We start from the raw sequence: 17,278 nt of genomic DNA on the forward strand, positions 1-17,278 counted from the left end.
GGATGATGGCGCGCCATGATGATTCTCCCGAGTGCGTTATGTGCTATGGATGATGGTTCCCATGTTATCGATCTGACCCGACAGCAGGGATCGGCGAATTCTCCGTCACATTGTAGGAATTCACCTTGTGCTAATTCGCGTCCGCCGAAAGTAGGCTTCCTACGTTTGCGGTAGGTCGTGTCCTATAGTCGAGCCCGGGCGCGGGAGCCAGAATGGCTTCCATCATGACCCGACACGACCCCAAACTCATGCACCGCGGCTTGCTCGCCGTGCGCCGCAACACCATCCGCCGCTTGCTCACTTCCGTGTTCGGGATCGAATCCCTGCGCGAAGGCCAGCAGCGTGTCATCGACAGCGTCCTCGATGGCAAGGACACCCTGGCCATCATGCCCACCGGCGGCGGCAAGTCGCTGTGCTACCAGATCCCCGCCAAGATGCTCAAGGGGATCACGATCGTCGTCTCTCCCCTGATCTCGCTGATGAAGGACCAGCTCGAGAAGCTGGAAGAACTCGGCATCCGCTCGGTCCAGGTGAACAGCAGCCTGAGCGCGGCAGAAGAAGAGAGCGCCCTCCAGGCCATCGCCGACGAAGCCTGCGAGATCGTGTTCTGCACCCCGGAGCGCCTGGTCTCGCCCGAGTTCATCGAGGTGCTGCGCCAGGTCACCCTGGACATCGTCGTGATCGACGAAGCCCACTGCATCTCGCAGTGGGGCCACGACTTCCGCCCGGCCTACATCGGCCTGGCCGCCGCCATCGACTCCCTCGGCAAGCCGCCGGTGCTGGCGCTGACGGCGACCGCGACCGAAGAGGTGGTCGAGGACATCGCCAGGCAGCTGAACCGGCCCCGGATGAACGTCATCAATACCGGCATCTTCCGGCCGAACCTGCACTACCGTGTGCTGCAGGTGACGAATGCTCAAGAGAAATACTCGCAAGCCCTGCGCCTGGTGCGCGAGACCGAGGGCGTGGGCATCGTCTACGCCGCCACCGTCAAGGCGGCCGAAGAGATGCTGGACGTGCTGGAGGAAGCCGGCGAATCGGTCACCATCTACCACGGCAAGCTGCCGGCCGCCGAGCGCAAGCTGAACCAGGACATGTTCATGAGCGGCGAGCGCCGCGTGATGGTCGCCACCAATGCCTTCGGCATGGGTATCGACAAGAGCGATACCCGCTTCGTGATCCACCTGCAGATCCCGGCGAACCTCGAATCCTATTACCAGGAGTCGGGCCGGGCAGGGCGCGACGGCCTGGACGCCGAGTGCACCCTGCTGTTCCTGCAGGACGACAAGCGCATCCAGCAATTCTTCCTGGTAAAGCATTACCCGGCCGCCGAGGAGCTCAAGACGATCTACGGAGCGGTGCGCTCCCTGGGCGAGGAGGGGCCGGTGACGGTGGACCGCATCGAAGAGCAGCTGGACGAGATCACGGAAGCCAATATCAAGGTCTGCCTCAAGCTGCTCAAGGACGGCAAGCTGCTGCGCCAGAACCGCAAGCTCGAATACCTGCCGGCCAGTACCGAGCCGCGCAGCGGCAGCTTCCATGGCCTGGCCCAGGTCTACGTCCAGAAGCAGGAACGGGACCGCGAAGCGCTCGACCAGATGGTAGGCTATGCGGTGAGCGGTTTTTGCCGCTGGAAGTTGCTGCTCGACTATTTCGGCGACGAGGTCGAAGGCTTCGAGAAGTGCTGCCGCTGCGATAACTGCCTGAATCCGCCGGCGCTCACGCTCACGGAGGACATCGAGATCCGCGACGACGAGTTCGACCGCGAACCGACGCCGGAGCCGGAGGGGCCGAAGTTCGAAGTCGGCGCGCGCGTCAAGGCGCCGAAGTACGGTGAGGGCGTGGTCGTCGCGGTCGCGGGCGACCAGATAACGCTGGAATTCCCGGACCAGGATAGCCGTACCTTCCTGGCCGAATACCTCGAGCCGGCCTGAGAGGTCGGTTGAACATGACCAGGGCAAGGCGCGGCGACGAAGACAGTGCTGCTGCACGGCGAGGAGCCGCAACGCAGGCATGGTCATGTTCAAACGACCTCTGGGAAGGGACCGCATGGGAGACATGGTAGTCGTCCGCAGGGAAGGACTTTATTGCGTACCGGGACAGTTCTATATCGACCCGTGGCGGCCGGTCGACCGCGCGGTGATCACCCACGCCCATGGCGACCATGCGCGTTATGGGCATGGCCACTACCTCGCTGCTGCGCCGGGCATCGGCGTGCTCAAGTCGCGGCTCGGCGATATCACAGTCGACGGCCTGGAATACGGCGAGCGCATCGTTCATAACGGCGTCACCATCTCGCTGCACCCGGCCGGCCACGTGCTGGGTTCCGCCCAGGTGCGCATGGAATGCGGCGGCGAAGTCTGGGTCGCCTCGGGCGATTACAAGGTCGAACCGGACCCGACCTGCGTACCCTTCGAGCCGGTGCGCTGCGACACCTTCATTACCGAATCCACCTTCGGCCTGCCGATCTACCGCTGGGAGCCCGAGCAGCAGGTAATGGACGAGATCAACCGCTGGTGGCGCAAGAACGCCGACGAGGGCCGCTGCAGCGTGGTCTTCGCCTACGCCTTCGGCAAGGCCCAGCGCATCCTGGCCGGGCTCGATCCGAGCATCGGCCCCGTCGTCTGCCATGGCGCCGTGGAACCGCTCAACAAGGTCTATCGCGCCGGCGGCGTCGAGCTGCCGCCCACCGTCATGGTGAGCGACGTGGACAAGGCCGCGCTGCGCCGCGCGATCGTGGTGGCGCCGCCGTCCGCCAGCGGCTCGCCGTGGATGAAGCGCTTCGGCGACTACAGCGACGCATTTGCCAGCGGCTGGATGCTGCTGCGCGGCGCGCGCCGCCGCCGTGGTGTCGACCGCGGCTTCGTGCTGTCCGACCACGCCGACTGGCCGGGCCTGATGAGCGCCATCAAGGCGACCGAGGCCGAGCAGGTGATCGTCACCCACGGCTCGATTCCGACCATGGTGCGCTGGCTGTGCCAGAACGGGCTGGACGCCAAAGGCTTCACGACCGAATACGGCGACGAGGAAGAAGACGAATCCACGCCGCCTCCAGGCGCTGCCGCGCATCGGGAAACAGCGACGGAGGCGCCGAAGGGAGAATCGGATGCGTGAATTCGCCCGCCTCTACGCCGATCTCGACGAGACCACGTCCACCACCCGCAAACTGGACGCGCTGCAGCAGTATTTTTCCCGCGCCACTCCGGAGAACGCCGCCTGGGCCGTCTACTTCCTGGCCGGCGGCAAGCCGCGCCAGGCCGTGCCGACCAAGCTGCTGCGCCAGTACGCCATCGAATACGCGGCGCTCGACGACTGGCTGTTCGACGAGTCCTATCATGCGGTCGGCGACTTCGCCGAGACCATCGCCCACATCCTGCCGGCGCCCACGCGGCGCTCCGATATCGGCCTGGCCGAATGGATGGAACAGCGCATCGCACCCTTGCGCGGGGCCGAGCCGGCGCGCATCCGCGAAGCCCTGTTCAGCTACTGGGATGAACTCGACTGGCGCGAGCGCTTCCTGCTCATCAAGCTGATCGGCGGCGGTTTCCGCGTGGGCGTGTCGCGCCTGCTGGTGACGCGCGCGCTGGCCGCCATCGCGGCGGTCGACAGCAAGGTGATCGCCCAGCGGCTGATGGGCTGGACCGACGGCCGCGTGCAGCCCACGGCCACCGGCTTCCTGAACCTGATCGCCGAGCAGACCGATCTTGAACACCAACTGCGCGGCGGCCAGCCCTATCCCTTCTTCCTGGCGCACCAGCTGCAGGGGGAACCCGCGGCGCTGGGTGAAGTCGACGACTGGCTGGTGGAGTGGAAGTACGACGGCATCCGCGCCCAGCTGGTGCGGCGCGGCGGCCAGAGCTACCTGTGGTCGCGCGGCGAAGACCTGATCACCGAGCGCTTCCCTGAACTGGCGTCGGTGCGCCTGCCGGAAGGCACGGTGCTCGACGGCGAGGTGCTGATCTGGCAGCCGGATTCCAGCGCGCCCGCGCCGTTCGCCGACCTGCAGAAGCGCATCGGCCGCAAGACCTTGTCCGCGAAGCTGCTGGCCGAGCTGCCCGCCGTCCTGTGCTGCTACGACTTGCTGGAGCTGGACGGCGTCGACCTGCGCGGCCTGCCGCAGCACGAGCGGCGTGCGCTGCTCGAGACCGAAGTGGCAAAGGCGGAACAGCCGCAGCTGCGCCTGTCGCCGCTGGTGCACGCCGACAGTTGGGAGGATTTAGCGGCGCTGCGTTCCGCTTCGCGCGAGCGCTGCGTGGAAGGCATGATGATCAAGGCGCGCGAGGCGCGCTACGGCGTCGGCCGCACCAAGGACGTGGGCACCTGGTGGAAGTGGAAGATCGATCCCTATACGATCGATGCGGTGCTGCTCTACGCCCAGCCGGGCAGCGGGCGCCGCGCTTCGCTCTATACCGACTACACCTTCGCCGTGTGGGACGGGGAGGGCGAGCAGCGCAAGCTGGTGCCCTTCGCCAAAGCCTATTCGGGACTGACGGACGCGGAGATCGCCCAGGTCGACAACGTCATCCGCCGCACCACGATCGAGAAATTCGGTCCGGTCCGTTCGGTCAAGCCCACCATGGTGTTCGAGATCGGCTTCGAGGGCATTGCGCTGTCGCCGCGCCACAAAGCCGGGATCGCCGTGCGCTTTCCACGCATTCTGCGCAGGCGCGAGGACAAGCCGGTGGAGGAGGCCGATACCCTCGATACCTTGAAAGGCCTACTGGCCGCCGCTGCGCCATGAGCGCCAACGAGGTTACCAAGCGCATGAAAGCTTGGTTCGCGGAGAAGGGATGGAAAGCCTTTCCCTTCCAGCGCGCCGTGTGGGATGCCGCGCTCGAGGGACACTCCGGCCTGCTGCATGCGAATACAGGCGCGGGCAAGACCTTCGCGGTGTGGTTCGCGGCCCTGCAGCGCGCGGGACTGGAAACGGGACGGCGCCCCGCCGGGCTTCGTGTGCTGTGGATCACGCCGATGCGCGCCCTGGCGGCCGACACCCAGCGCGCGCTGGAGGATTCGGCCGCCGTGCTGCTGCCTGAGTTCCGCGTCGGCGCGCGCACCGGCGACACCGGCTCGGCCGAGCGCGCGCGCCAGACGCGCAGCATGCCGTCGGCGCTGGTGACCACGCCCGAAAGCCTGTCCCTGATGCTCAGCCACGCCGCCGCGCAGGAGCAGTTCCGCCATCTCGACATGATCATCATCGACGAATGGCACGAACTGATGGGCAGCAAGCGCGGGGTGCAGGTGCAGCTGGCGCTGGCCCGGCTGCGCCGCTGGCGCCCGCAGCTGCTGGTCTGGGGCGTGTCCGCCACAATGGGGGATCTCGACCTGGCCCGCCAGGTGCTGCTGGGCGGCGACGAAGGCGTATTGGTGGAAGGCGACCTGCGCAAGAAGATCGTGGTCGACTGCCTGATTCCCGACCCGGTCTCGCGCTTCCCCTGGGGCGGCCATTTGGGCATGCAAATGCTGGAGCCCGTGATCCGCGAGATCGAACAGCATGAAGCGACCCTGGTGTTCACCAATACCCGCGCCCAGTCCGAGATCTGGTACCAGAACATCCTGGAGGCCCGCCCCGATTGGGCCGGGGTGATCGCGCTCCACCACGGCTCGCTCGACCGCGAGGTACGCGAGTGGGTCGAGCTGGGCCTGAAGAACGGCGTGCTCAAGGCCGTGATCTGCACGGCCAGCCTGGACCTGGGCGTGGACTTCCTGCCGGTCGAGCGCGTGCTGCAGGTTGGCAGCGCCAAGGGCATCGCGCGCCTGCTGCAGCGCGCGGGACGCAGCGGCCACGCGCCGGGACGGGTTTCGCGCGTGACCCTGGTGCCGACCAACAGCCTGGAACTGCTGGAAGCGGCGGGCGCGAAGAAGGCCGTAGCGGCGCGCCGCATCGAAGGGCGCTATGTGCCGAATAAACCCTTCGACGTGCTGGTCCAGCACCTGGTGACGGTGGCGCTGGGCGGCGGCTTCGATTCCCGCGAGCTGTACGAGGAAGTGAAGAGCGCCTGGTCCTACCGCGCGCTCACGGAAGAAGAATGGCAGTGGGCGCTCGACTTCGTTGCGCGCGGCGGCCAGAGCCTGACGGTATATCCGGAATACCGGCGCGTGCTGCCGGACGAGCAGGGCGTCTACCGGGTGCCGGATGCGGCGATCGGCCGGCGCCACCGGATGGGGATCGGCACCATCGTGTCTGATTCCAGCATCCAGGTGAAGTACATGAGTGGCGGACGGATCGGCAGTGTGGAAGAGTCCTTCGCGGCCCGCCTCAAGCCGGGCGACCACTTCCTGTTCGGCGGGCGCATCCTGGAATTCGTGCGGGTGCACGAGATGACGGCCTTCGTGAAGCGCGCCACCGGCAAGCGTGGGGCAATCACGCGCTGGCAGGGCGTGAAGCTGCCGATGTCGGCGGAACTGGCGAATGCCGCCCTCGCCGAGCTGCGCCTGGCGTCGCAGGGCATTTTCGAAGGCCCCGAGATGAAGGCGCTGCGGCCGCTGATCGAGATCCAGGAACGCTGGTCGGCCCTGCCCACGCCCGAGACCCTGGTCATCGAGCACATGAAGAGCCGCGAAGGCTGGCACCTGTTCGTCTATCCCTTCGGCGGACGCGCCGTGCACATGGGCCTGGCCTCGCTGTTCGCCTGGCGCATCGCGCGTACCCGGCCGATCACCTTTTCGATCGCCGTCAACGATTACGGTTTCGAACTGCTGGCGCCCGAGCCGGTGGACTGGAGCGCGGTGTTCGACGGGGAGACCGGGGCGGACGTCGCCTTGTTCGATACGGCGACTCTGCTGGAAGACGTGCTGGAAAGCCTGAACGCGACCCAGCTGTCCCAGCAGCGCTTCCGCGAAGTGGCGCGCATCGCCGGGCTGGTGTTCTCGGGCTATCCGGGCCAGCCGAAATCGGCGCGCCAGCTGCAGGCATCGAGCTCGCTGTTCTTCGAAGTGTTCCGCAAGCACGATTCCGGCAACCTGCTGCTCACCCAGGCCCAGCGCGAGGTGATGGAGCAGGAGCTGGAACTGACCCGCCTGCGCGATACCTTGAGTGCGCTGCAGGCGCGCCGCATCGTCCTGTGCGAAGTGAAGCGCGCCACGCCTTTCGGGTTTACCCTGATGGTGGAGCGCTACCGCGAGAAGGTCAGCAGCGAGAAGCTGTCCGACCGGGTGGCGCGCATGGTGCGCGAACTGGAGAAGGCGGCAGCGGCATGAGTGCAATGGTGAAGGTGGGCGGCGAGCAGTTGCTGCTGTTGCCCGAGAAAGCTGTGTTCTGGCCGGCCGAGCGCATGCTCATCATCGCCGACATCCACTTCGGCAAGGCGGCCGCCTTTCGCGCGCAAGGCGTGCCGGTGCCGCGCGGGACGACCTCCGAGAACCTGGCCGGGCTGGACTTCCTGGTTGCCACGCATGGGGCCCGGCACATCATGTTCCTGGGCGACTTCCTGCACGCGCGCGCCTCGCACGCCAGCTCGACCCAGCAGGCGATGCTGGCCTGGCGCCAGCGCCAGTCCTCACTCTCGCTGACCCTGGTGCGCGGCAATCACGACCTGCATGCGGGCGATCCGGCCGCGGCGCTCGGCATTGGGCTGGTGGACGAGCCGTACACGATCGGGCCATTCGCCTTCTGCCATCACCCGGACATAGACGTGCCTGGCTATGCGCTGGCGGGACACATCCATCCCGTCTATGTGTTGGCGACGCGCTTCGACGCGCTGCGGCTGCCGTGTTTCGTGGTCGGGCGCGAGCGCATGATCCTGCCGTCCTTCGGCTCGTTCACGGGCGGGCATGCGATCCGGCCGGGGCCGGGCGACAGCATCTATGTCACCTCGGGCGAGGCCGTTCACAGCGTTCGATAGCGTACCGACCCCCTCATTGCGCGGGCGTAAGGTCTCCAGGCATAACCAGCCTGGAGGTGAGCCATGCGTTTCCGCAAGTTTTTCTATACCTTGGTGGCCGCGCTCGTGCCACTGATGACCATGGCAAGCGCACCCGCGCATGCCCAGCAGTATGAGCAAAACCGGAACTACGGTCCCGTGATCAACGGCTTCAACGTCGAGGAAGTGCAGCGGCTGAGGCCGGGCGTGGAACTGCACTTCGACCTGTACGGCAGCCCCGGCGGCACGGCGACCCTGCGCATCGACGGCGCCACCCGCAACGTGCACATGACCGAGGTCGAGCCGGGACAGTACAGCGGCACCTACACGATCGGCACCCACGACCGCATCCGTCCGGAGAGCGGTGTCACCGCCAACCTGCGCCTGGGCAACCAGGTGGCGACCAATGTGCTCGCCGAATCGCTGCTGCGGGGCGACGCGCCGCGCGCCCAGAACCGCCGCGGCGACCTGGCGAGCTCGCCGCGCATCGAGCGCTTCGAGGTGCAGGGCAGTCCCGACCTGGGTCCGGGCAACGAGCTGCGCTTCAACGTACGCGGCACGCCGGGTGCGCGCGTGGAAGTGGCGATCGCCGGCGCACGCGGCGTGTTCTTCCTGCCCGAGGTGAGGGAGGGCGAGTACAGCGCGGTGTATGTGGTGCGCAATACCGACCGCATCCTGTCCAACAGCCGGGTGACGGCGACCATCCGCGCCAATGGGCGCTACACGACCTCGGTGCTGGGCCAGCCGCTGCTGGGGGCCGGCGGACGCACGGCGGCGCCGCAAGAGACGCGCTACTGCACCAGCTGCGCGACGGTGGAGGCGGTCAATGTGATCGAGGTCAGCGGCGACGGCAGCTACCTGGGCACCATCGGCGGCGCAGTGGTTGGCGGCTTGCTGGGCAACCAGGTCGGCAGCGGCAGCGGGCGCAAGGCGGCGTCGGTGGCCGGCGCGGTCGGCGGCGCGGTGGCGGGGCGCCAGCTGGAGAGGAATATGCGCAAGAGCCAGCGTTATGAAGTGATCGTGCGGTATGCGAACAGCGGGGCGACGCAGGCGATTCAGTATGAGAACGATCCGGGGTTCAGGGTGGGGGATCGGGTGAGGGTGAATGGCGGGGTGTTGTCGCGGGATCAGTAAGCACGCCGCAAGCCGCCGCAGCTTTCGTCAGCCCGCGGCCATAAAACGTCATTCCCGCCACTGGCGGCAATGACTCCCGGCGAAGGCCGGGATCCAAGTCCGTCGCGCTGCCACTAAATACTAACGTAGTGGTGTGCGTGAAAACTTGGATCCCGGCCTTCGCCGGGATGACGTTGTTTTATGGTGTGGGGATGTGAGCGGCGGCGACTTCGGCAGGGATGCTGACTGCTCTTATCGCTTCTTATGCCGGCGCCAACACCTGATCATCCCCCGGCTGCTCCAGCTCCGCCTTCTGCTTCGCGGCGCCCTTGGCCCGCGACCTCGACGGCGGCAGCCGGCGCAGGGTCTTGAGCGCATCCGCATCCTTGATGCCGATGGTGCGCTGGTCCACCGTGATCAGGCCGATCTCGTTGAACGCAGACAGCGTGCGGCTCACCGTCTCCAGGGTCAGTCCCAGGTAGCTGCCGATCTCGTGCCGGGTCATGCGCAGGTTGAACAGCTTGCTCGAATAACCCATGGCGGCGAAGCGGTCGGCCAGCGACACCAGGAACCTCGCCACGCGCGCCTCGGCCGACAGGGCGCCGAGCATGCCGATCATGGTCTGCTCGCGCACCAGCTCGCGGCTCATCACGCCGTACATCATGTTCTCGAGCTCCGAATGCACGCGGCCCAGGGCGGTCAGCTTCTTGAAGGGCAGCAGGATCAGGTCGCAGTCGGACAGGGCCACCGCCTCCGAGGCGTAATGGCGGGTGTGGATGCCGTCCACGCCCAGCATGTCGCCTTTCATGGGGAAGCTCAGCACCTGCTCGTTGCCGAACTCGTCGATCAGCACGGTCTTGAGGAACCCGGAGTTGACGATATAGAGCGTGTCGAAGGCCTGGCCGATGGTGTGCACGCGCTGGCCGGTCTTGAACTGGACGTGCTGGAACAGCAATTCTTCGGAGGTGACCGATACGCTGGCCGGAATGCGGAGCAGATCGCAGACTTCTTTCAGGTTGGACCAGAGACGTCCCTGGCGCTGGCGACCCGCTTCCATCGGCGTATGCAGGGTCGGCTGGGTGACATTGCGTTGTTCTGACGTTGGCTGGGACTGCATGCTCATCTCCAGGTGAGTGACTCAGGGTTTCAGGCAGCGATCCGTTTTGGCTGACACTTAGATCGCAAGCAAGTCGAAACGCTGAATTCAGTATGCCAACACGAGTCCGGCTCGAATATCAGCGATGCCTGAATATGAAGGTAGGAGAGATGTAGTCAGTGTAGGAATCTTCCGACTCATACACCAGTGCGTCATAGGGAGAGATGGCGCTCGGCGCTGCACGCCCGTGCAGTCGCGGGCCGAGGGAGGGGGGCGAGCCGCAAGCAACAAGCGCGGCACGAATTCTTCAGGAACTGGTCAAACTCTGTTTGCTTACGCTTTCATCGGCGCCAGCAGCCGGTGGGCGACGGCATATTGGACCATTTCGGATAGCGAATTCATACCCATCTTTTGCATGATGCGGGTCTTGTGGGTGCTGACGGTCTTGACCGACAGGTGCAGGCCGTTGGCGATCTCGGTGATCGACTTGCCGCCGACCAGCAGCGAAAACACCTCGAACTCGCGGTCCGAGAGCTGCTTGTGCAGCAGCTGTTCGCTGGGCGCCATGATGTTCAGCGCCAGCTGCTCGGCCACTTCGGTGCTGATATACGGACGGCCGGAAGCGACCTTGCGGATCGCGCCCACCAGCTGGGTGCCCGCGCTTTCCTTGGTCAGGTAGCCTTGCGCGCCGGCACGGATGGCGCGCACCGCGTACTGCTCTTCCTCGTGCATGGTCAGGATCAGGATGGCGAGCTTGGGCGCCTCGCTGCGCACCTGGCGGATCAGGTCGACGCCGCTGCGGCCGGGCATGGAGAGGTCGAGCAGGAGCAGGTCGAAGCCGCCCTGGCGCACCTGGCCCAGCACTTCGAAGCCGTTGGTCGCCTCGCCGACGATCTCGATATCCGCAGCGCCGTCGAGAATGCGCTTGAGACCTTCGCGCATGATCGTGTGATCATCGGCAATGACGATTCTTACCATATTCCATCCTTCCGGCCGCGAACGGCATGACTCCCTTTTCAGATTAGCACACCGCCCGGGCGAAAAAGTTACCGCTGAAGAAACTATGCGGAGCGGGTTTCAGGTGCCCGGCTCCTTGATCAGGCGGTGCACCAGGACCGGCTTGCTCGTGTGCGACAGCACCTTGTTGGTGACGCTGCCCAGCAGCAGCTGGCCCCAGCCGCTGCGTCCGTGCGAACCCATGAAGATCAGGTCGCAGCCTTCCTGCTCCGCCACGTCGACGATCTTCAGCGCCGCGGTGTCGGAAAACGCCGTCATGCAGCTGTGCTGCAGGTTGGCGCCGGCGCAGGAACGCATGATCTTGCCCATGTATTCCTCGCCCATGCGCCGCATCTGGGCGATGTAGTCCTCCTCGCTGGGGTAGGAGGGCGGGATGATTTCCACGTACACCGGATACTGGTACTCGGGCGCGACGAACAGGGCCAGCACCTCGGCGCCCATCTGCTGCGCGAACTTGACCCCGGCGCAGGCGGTATGCTGCGACACGGCCGAGCCGTCGGTGGTGATCAGGATTTTGCGGTACATGATGTTCCTCCCAAAGGCCACGCCATTCTGGAGGGTCAAGGGCGCGGCGGCGATTGCTTTAACGCAAACTGTTGAGTTGGATCAAACATCCCGAGCTGTTGTTCCAATGCACAATGGAAATGGCAGCAACAGGCCCTACGATTACAAAATACAACACCGGCCTTGTGTAAACATTCAGGAACCACGCGATTTAATTGTCGCGGAATTAAGTTTCTTTGTCCATTTTGTTGCGTGCCGGTTTCCGAGATTTACCTACGGCAACCACGCTGCTACACTCGCATGCAAACTCATACCATCTGTTAATACGGCCGGAGAGCGGCCCCGGATGGACGCAGTACCCCCGAATTGCAGAGCTCATTGCGAATTTATACATTATGGAGAAGCAGGGATTATGACCGACGCCGCTGACGATTTCGACGCACTATTCGAGGAAGTGGCGGCGCAGCGCGCCAGCGCGCCCGCTGCCGAGCCGGCGCCTGCGCCCGTGGCCGCTGCCGCAGCCGACGAGGATGACCTGGAGTCGCTGTTCGACCAGGTGTCCGCCGCCACCCCGGCCGTGGTGCTCGCCGCCGCGCCCGCGCCGGCAGCCGCCGCCGCCGAAGAAGCCCCGGTGAGCGAGGCCGAGCGCGGCATGTTCGAGCGCCTGGGCGGCATCGTCCGCCTGCTGCACGACTCGCTGCGCGAGCTGGGCTACGACAAGGCGCTGACCGAAGCCTCGTCCCAGATCGTGGACGCCCAGGACCGCCTGGAATACGTCGCCAGCCTGACCGAACAGGCCGCCAACAAGGTGCTGAACACCCTGGACGAAGGCATGCCGGCCCAGGACCTGCTGTCGAAGCAGGCCAAGGACATGGAAACCCGCTGGGCCGACCTGTTCTCCGGCAAGCTGAGCCTGGACGAATTCAAGGCCCTGGCCGGCGATTCGCGCCAGTTCGCAGCAAGCGTGAACGAAGCGACCGAAGCCGAGAAGGCGCGCCTGCTCGAGATCATGATGGCCCAGGACTTCCAGGACATCACCGGCCAGCTGATCAAGAAGGTGGTCAAGATCACCCAGACGGTCGAGCAGGAACTGGCCCAGCTGCTGCGCGACAACGCGCCGGCAGACATCAAGGAGAAACTGGCCAGGAAAGAGCAGGAAGCGGCCCAGCCGGCGCCCCTGATGCAGGGTCCGTCGGTGCCGGAAGCGGCCCTGGACCAGGACAACGTTGACGATCTTCTCGCCGATCTGGGATTCTAATGGACGATATGCTCAAGGATTTCGTCGTCGAGGCGATGGATCTGGCAGTCAATGTGGAAGAGCATTTGCTGCGCCTCGAACGCGATCCGGATAACAAGGAAACGCTGAATGCGGTGTTCCGGTCCTTCCACACGATCAAGGGTGGCGCGGGCTTCATGGGCCTGCCCGCACTGGTCGCGGCCTGCCACCTGACCGAGAACCTGTTCGACGCGCTGCGCACCGGCGAAGCGCCGGTGACCCCGCTCGCGATCGAGGCCGCCCTGCAGGCTTCCGGCTTCGTGGCCGACCAGCTGGGCGACCTGAACAACGGCACGCCGCCGGAAGGCCTGGCGCAGATGCCGGCCGACCTGGAACGCATCCTGAAGGACGCGATCGAAGGCAAGGGCGCGAGCGCGCCGGCCCCTGCCGCCGCACCGGCTCCGGCCGCTGCCGCGCCGGCGGTGGAAGCCGCTCCCGCACCCGTGGCGGCCGCTGCTCCCGCAGCCGGTGACGACGGCCTGGACTGGGTCTCGATGTACAACGCCGTGGTGCCGGCCGACAAAGCCATCGCCGCGCTTGCTGCGCCTGCCGCTGCTGGGGCGCCTGTCGCCGCCGAAACCGCCGCACCCGCTGCAGCAGCCGCACCGGCGGCAGCCGCCAGGAACGGCTGGGATGGCGTCGAGCGCCGCGGTGGCGAGAACAAGGCCGCCGCAGCCGCGCCGGCCAAGGACGAAAGCATCCGTATCGACGCGGTCAAGCTGGACGCGCTGCTCGAAGTGGCGGGCGAATCGGTGCAGGCCGCCAACCAGGCCGCCGTGCTGCTGGAACGCCTGCAGCAGTTCAAGTTCGAAGGCCAGGCCGCCACCCTGATCGCAACCCTGACCGAGACCCTGGAGCGTGCTTCGCGCTACTCGGCCGAACTGCAGCGCGCCACCCTGGCGACCCGCATGCAGCCGGTCGGCCGCCTGTTCCAGAAGTTCCCGCGCCTGGTGCGCGAGCTTGCCAAGGACCTGGGCAAGGACGTCGAGCTGACCATCGAAGGCGCGGAGACCGAAGTCGACCGCGTGGTGGTGGACAGCCTGTACGACCCGCTGGTGCACATGCTGCGCAACGCCCTCGACCACGGCGTCGAGTCGCCGGAAGAGCGTGTCGCCGCCGGCAAGCCGGCCAAGGCCTTCATCCTGCTGAAAGCCTGGCAGGAAGCCAACAGCGTCATGATCGTGCTGCAGGACGACGGCAAGGGCATGGACCCGGTCAAGCTGCGCAAGAAGGCGATCGACAAGGGCCTGATCGGCGAGCACAGCGCGCAGAGCGACGACGAAGCCTACCAGCTCGTGTTCCTGCCGGGCTTCTCGACCAAGGAAGTGGCGTCCTCGGTCTCGGGCCGCGGCGTGGGCATGGACGTGGTCAAGACGGCGGTGGAGAAGAACCGCGGCGCGATCCGCATCGAATCCCAGCTGGGCACGGGGACGCGCTTCGCGATCCGCCTGCCGATCGAACTGTCGATCGTGCCGACCATGCTGGTGTCGACCTCGAGCGCCCAGCTGGCGCTGCCGATGGCCGTCGTCGAGCGCGTGGTCGAGCTGCCGGAAGACTTCATGTGCGTCGGCGGCGCCCCGGTGCTGAAGGACCAGGGCCGCCCGCTGCCGGTGCGCTCGCTGGCGCTGTCGCTGGGCTACGAAGCCTGCTCCGAGCGCGTCGGCATCGTCGTCAACGCTCCCCAGCCGTACATCCTGGCGGTGGAAGCGGTGGACGGCACGGCCGACCTGGTGATCAAGCCGATGACCGCGCTGAGCGTCGAAGGCATCACCGGTACCGCGCGTTCGGCGGAGGGCGAGCTGGTGCTGGTGGTCGGCCTGTCCTTCCTGATGGACGGCTGCCGCAGCAGCGTGCGCCTGGCGGCCTGAGCGTCTGCCGCAGCGCAAAACGAACAAATCGTTCGCTTCTGCGCAAAAGCGCACACAAAAAGCCTGTGTTTCCATCGCAGGCTTTTTTTATTTGCATATAACAAAATTGTTGCAAATTAAATTTTCTGCATAGCATGGTCTTTGGCATAATCGTGCAATGCCCCCTCTTGGTGCGGCAGTGCACAAATATGGCATAATCAAAAACCGGGCCCGCATAAGGCGGCCCCGCCGACCTTCTTGATCGACCATGCAAAAAACGCTCTACGACAAACTCTGGGATTCCCATGTCGTGCGTGCCGACGCCGATGGCACCACTGTCCTCTACATCGATCGCCACCTGGTGCACGAAGTGACCAGCCCGCAGGCCTTCGAAGGCCTGCGCGAAGCCGGCCGCGGACTATGGCGCACCTCCGCCAACCTGGCCGTGGCCGACCATAACGTCCCGACCACCGACCGCGCCCAGGGTATCGCCGACCCCACCTCGCGCCTGCAGGTCGAGACGCTCGACGCCAATGCCAGGAGCTTCGGCCTCACCTATTTCAACATGAGCGACAAGCGCCAGGGCATCGTGCACGTGATCGGCCCGGAGCAGGGCGCGACCCTGCCGGGCATGACGGTCGTGTGCGGCGACTCGCACACCTCGACCCACGGCGCCTTCGGTTGCCTGGCGCACGGCATCGGCACCTCGGAAGTGGAGCACGTCATGGCCACCCAGACCCTGCTGGCCAAGAAGTCGAAGTCCATGCTGGTCCAGGTCGACGGCGAACTGCCGCCGGGCGTCACCGCCAAGGACATCGTGCTGGCCGTGATCGGCAAGATCGGCACCGCCGGCGGCACCGGCTACGCCATCGAATTCGCCGGCTCGACCATCCGCTCGCTGTCGATGGAAGGCCGCATGACGGTCTGTAACATGGCGATCGAAGCGGGCGCCCGCGCCGGCATGATCGCCGTGGACGACACCACCATCGAGTACGTGAAAGGCCGCCCGTTCTCGCCCAAGGGCGAGCAGTGGGAGCAGGCCGTGGCCTACTGGCGCACCCTGCACTCCGACGAGGGCGCGAAGTTCGACACCGTGGTCACCCTGAATGCCGCGGACGTGCGCCCGCAAGTCACCTGGGGCACCTCGCCCGAGATGGTCACCTCGATCGACGGCTGCGTGCCGGACCCGCGCGAGGAAGCCGACCCGGTGCGCCGCAACGCCATCGAGAAGGCGCTGGCCTACATGGACCTGCAGCCGAATACCCCGATCGGCGAGATCGCCATCGACAAGGTGTTCATCGGCTCCTGTACCAACTCGCGCATCGAAGACCTGCGCGAAGCCGCGGAAGTGGTCAAGGGCCGCCAGCGCGCTCCCAACGTCAAGCTGGCGATGGTGGTGCCGGGTTCGGGCCTGGTCAAGGAGCAGGCCGAGCGCGAAGGCCTGGACAAGGTCTTCAAGGAAGCCGGCTTCGAATGGCGCGAGCCGGGCTGCTCGATGTGCCTGGCGATGAACGCCGACCGCCTGGAACCGGGCGAGCGCTGCGCATCGACCTCGAACCGCAACTTCGAGGGCCGCCAGGGGCAGGGCGGCCGCACCCACCTGGTCTCGCCGGCGATGGCGGCTGCCGCAGGAATCGCGGGCCACTTTGTCGACGCGCGCGCACTGTGATACCGCATTGGTAAAATTGGGCGTTTTTAACTCTGGTTTTACACCGAACTATCATGAAAAAAGTATTCGCTCTCTCGCTCATCGCCGTCCTGCTGGCAGGCTGCAACACCATTTCCGGCATTGGCCGTGACGTGCAGCGCGCCGGCCAGATCGTGACCGGCGCCGGCGGTAAGTAAAGAAAAAAACAACCCGCCGCGCACGCGGCGTCCGATGGACAGAAGGCAAGCAGATGGACAAATTCACCGTACACGAAGGGCTGGTCGCTCCGCTCGACCGCGCCAACGTCGATACCGACGCGATCATTCCGAAGCAGTTCCTGAAATCGATCCGGCGCACCGGCTTCGGGCCAAATTTGTTCGACGAGTGGCGCTACCTGGACCACGGCGAGCCGGGCCAGGACTGCGGCACCCGTCCGGTGAATCCCGAGTTCGTGCTGAACCAGGCGCGCTACCAGGGCGCCTCCATCCTGCTGACCCGCAAGAACTTCGGCTGCGGCTCCTCGCGCGAGCATGCGCCCTGGGCGCTGCAGCAGTTCGGCTTCCGCGCCATCGTGGCGCCGAGCTTCGCCGACATCTTCTTCAACAACTGCTACAAGAGCGGCCTGCTGCCCGTGGTGCTGAGCGAAGAAGACGTCGACACCCTGTTCAAGGCGGTGGAAAGCGCGGAGGGTTTCACTCTTACTGTCGACCTGGAAAACCAGCGTATTTCGAGCGCGGACGGCAGCCTGTCCTATGGCTTCGCCATCGACGAGTTCCGCAAGTACTGCCTGCTGAACGGCCTGGACGACATCGGCCTGACCTTGCGCCACGCGGATGAGATCCGCGCCTTCGAACAGCGCCATCTCGCGGCCCAGCCGTGGCTGGCCAACACCATCTGACAAGTCGAAAGAATACT

The 17,278-nt window shown here is 65.7% G+C and carries 14 protein-coding genes; 11 read left to right on the plus strand and 3 right to left on the minus strand.

From position 1 onward, the window contains the following. Positions 1–224: 224 nt before the first annotated feature. The 6 genes from J8847_RS03805 to J8847_RS03830 all read left to right on the plus strand — a co-directional run bounded on the left by J8847_RS03805 (position 225) and on the right by J8847_RS03830 (position 8,996). A complete protein-coding gene (locus tag J8847_RS03805) occupies positions 225–1,934 on the plus strand; it encodes an ATP-dependent DNA helicase RecQ (RefSeq protein WP_211523353.1) in 1,710 nt (569 codons plus the stop codon). A 115-nt stretch (positions 1,935–2,049) separates the two neighbouring features. Beyond that, positions 2,050–3,114 carry a ligase-associated DNA damage response exonuclease gene (locus J8847_RS03810; protein WP_211523471.1) on the plus strand — a complete coding sequence of 355 codons (1,065 nt, stop codon included), beginning with the start codon at positions 2,050–2,052 and terminating at the stop codon, positions 3,112–3,114. Next, on the plus strand, positions 3,107–4,741 hold the full coding sequence (locus J8847_RS03815; RefSeq protein WP_211523354.1) for an ATP-dependent DNA ligase: 1,635 nt from the start codon (positions 3,107–3,109) through the stop codon (positions 4,739–4,741). Before J8847_RS03810 ends, J8847_RS03815 begins: the two co-directional genes overlap by 8 nt. Further along, complete coding sequence (locus J8847_RS03820) at positions 4,738–7,200, plus strand: ligase-associated DNA damage response DEXH box helicase (RefSeq protein WP_211523355.1); 2,463 nt, start codon at positions 4,738–4,740, stop codon at positions 7,198–7,200. The genes J8847_RS03815 and J8847_RS03820 overlap by 4 nt, the downstream gene beginning before the upstream one ends. Then, positions 7,197–7,844 carry a ligase-associated DNA damage response endonuclease PdeM gene (pdeM, locus tag J8847_RS03825; protein WP_211523356.1) on the plus strand — a complete coding sequence of 216 codons (648 nt, stop codon included), beginning with the start codon at positions 7,197–7,199 and terminating at the stop codon, positions 7,842–7,844. The genes J8847_RS03820 and pdeM overlap by 4 nt, the downstream gene beginning before the upstream one ends. Positions 7,845–7,907: 63 nt before the next feature. Then, positions 7,908–8,996 carry a glycine zipper 2TM domain-containing protein gene (locus tag J8847_RS03830; RefSeq protein ID WP_211523357.1) on the plus strand — a complete coding sequence of 363 codons (1,089 nt, stop codon included), beginning with the start codon at positions 7,908–7,910 and terminating at the stop codon, positions 8,994–8,996. Between the two features lie 241 nt (positions 8,997–9,237). Here J8847_RS03830 and J8847_RS03835 read toward each other — a convergent pair whose 3' ends face one another. The 3 genes from J8847_RS03835 to J8847_RS03845 all read right to left on the minus strand — a co-directional run bounded on the left by J8847_RS03835 (position 9,238) and on the right by J8847_RS03845 (position 11,613). Next, on the minus strand, positions 9,238–10,032 hold the full coding sequence (locus J8847_RS03835) for a Crp/Fnr family transcriptional regulator (RefSeq protein ID WP_211523472.1): 795 nt from the start codon (positions 10,030–10,032) through the stop codon (positions 9,238–9,240). 372 nt (positions 10,033–10,404) lie between these two features. Next, complete coding sequence (locus tag J8847_RS03840; RefSeq protein ID WP_211523358.1) at positions 10,405–11,049, minus strand: response regulator transcription factor; 645 nt, start codon at positions 11,047–11,049, stop codon at positions 10,405–10,407. A 99-nt stretch (positions 11,050–11,148) separates the two neighbouring features. Beyond that, the gene (locus J8847_RS03845) at positions 11,149–11,613 is read right to left on the minus strand and encodes a universal stress protein (protein WP_211523359.1); all 465 of its coding nucleotides are present in this window, start codon (positions 11,611–11,613) and stop codon (positions 11,149–11,151) included. A gap of 391 nt (positions 11,614–12,004) precedes the next feature. Between J8847_RS03845 and J8847_RS03850 the strand changes: the two genes are divergently transcribed. The 5 genes from J8847_RS03850 to leuD all read left to right on the plus strand — a co-directional run bounded on the left by J8847_RS03850 (position 12,005) and on the right by leuD (position 17,261). Beyond that, the gene (locus J8847_RS03850; protein ID WP_211523360.1) at positions 12,005–12,850 is read left to right on the plus strand and encodes a protein phosphatase CheZ; all 846 of its coding nucleotides are present in this window, start codon (positions 12,005–12,007) and stop codon (positions 12,848–12,850) included. After that, positions 12,850–14,736, plus strand: coding sequence for a chemotaxis protein CheA (locus J8847_RS03855; RefSeq protein WP_211523361.1), 1,887 nt, complete (start codon positions 12,850–12,852; stop codon positions 14,734–14,736). Before J8847_RS03850 ends, J8847_RS03855 begins: the two co-directional genes overlap by 1 nt. 247 nt (positions 14,737–14,983) lie before the next feature. Continuing rightward, on the plus strand, positions 14,984–16,384 hold the full coding sequence (leuC, locus tag J8847_RS03860) for a 3-isopropylmalate dehydratase large subunit (protein WP_211523362.1): 1,401 nt from the start codon (positions 14,984–14,986) through the stop codon (positions 16,382–16,384). 53 nt (positions 16,385–16,437) lie between these two features. Further along, positions 16,438–16,560, plus strand: coding sequence for an entericidin A/B family lipoprotein (locus J8847_RS03865; RefSeq protein WP_211518867.1), 123 nt, complete (start codon positions 16,438–16,440; stop codon positions 16,558–16,560). Positions 16,561–16,613: 53 nt separating this feature from the next. Next, positions 16,614–17,261: a 3-isopropylmalate dehydratase small subunit gene (gene leuD, locus J8847_RS03870; RefSeq protein WP_211523363.1), complete on the plus strand. Its 648-nt coding sequence runs from the start codon at positions 16,614–16,616 to the stop codon at positions 17,259–17,261. The last annotated feature ends 17 nt before the right edge of the window (positions 17,262–17,278 follow it).

This window comes from Massilia sp. AB1, from assembly GCF_018119385.1.
Taxonomy (GTDB): domain Bacteria; phylum Pseudomonadota; class Gammaproteobacteria; order Burkholderiales; family Burkholderiaceae_D; genus Telluria.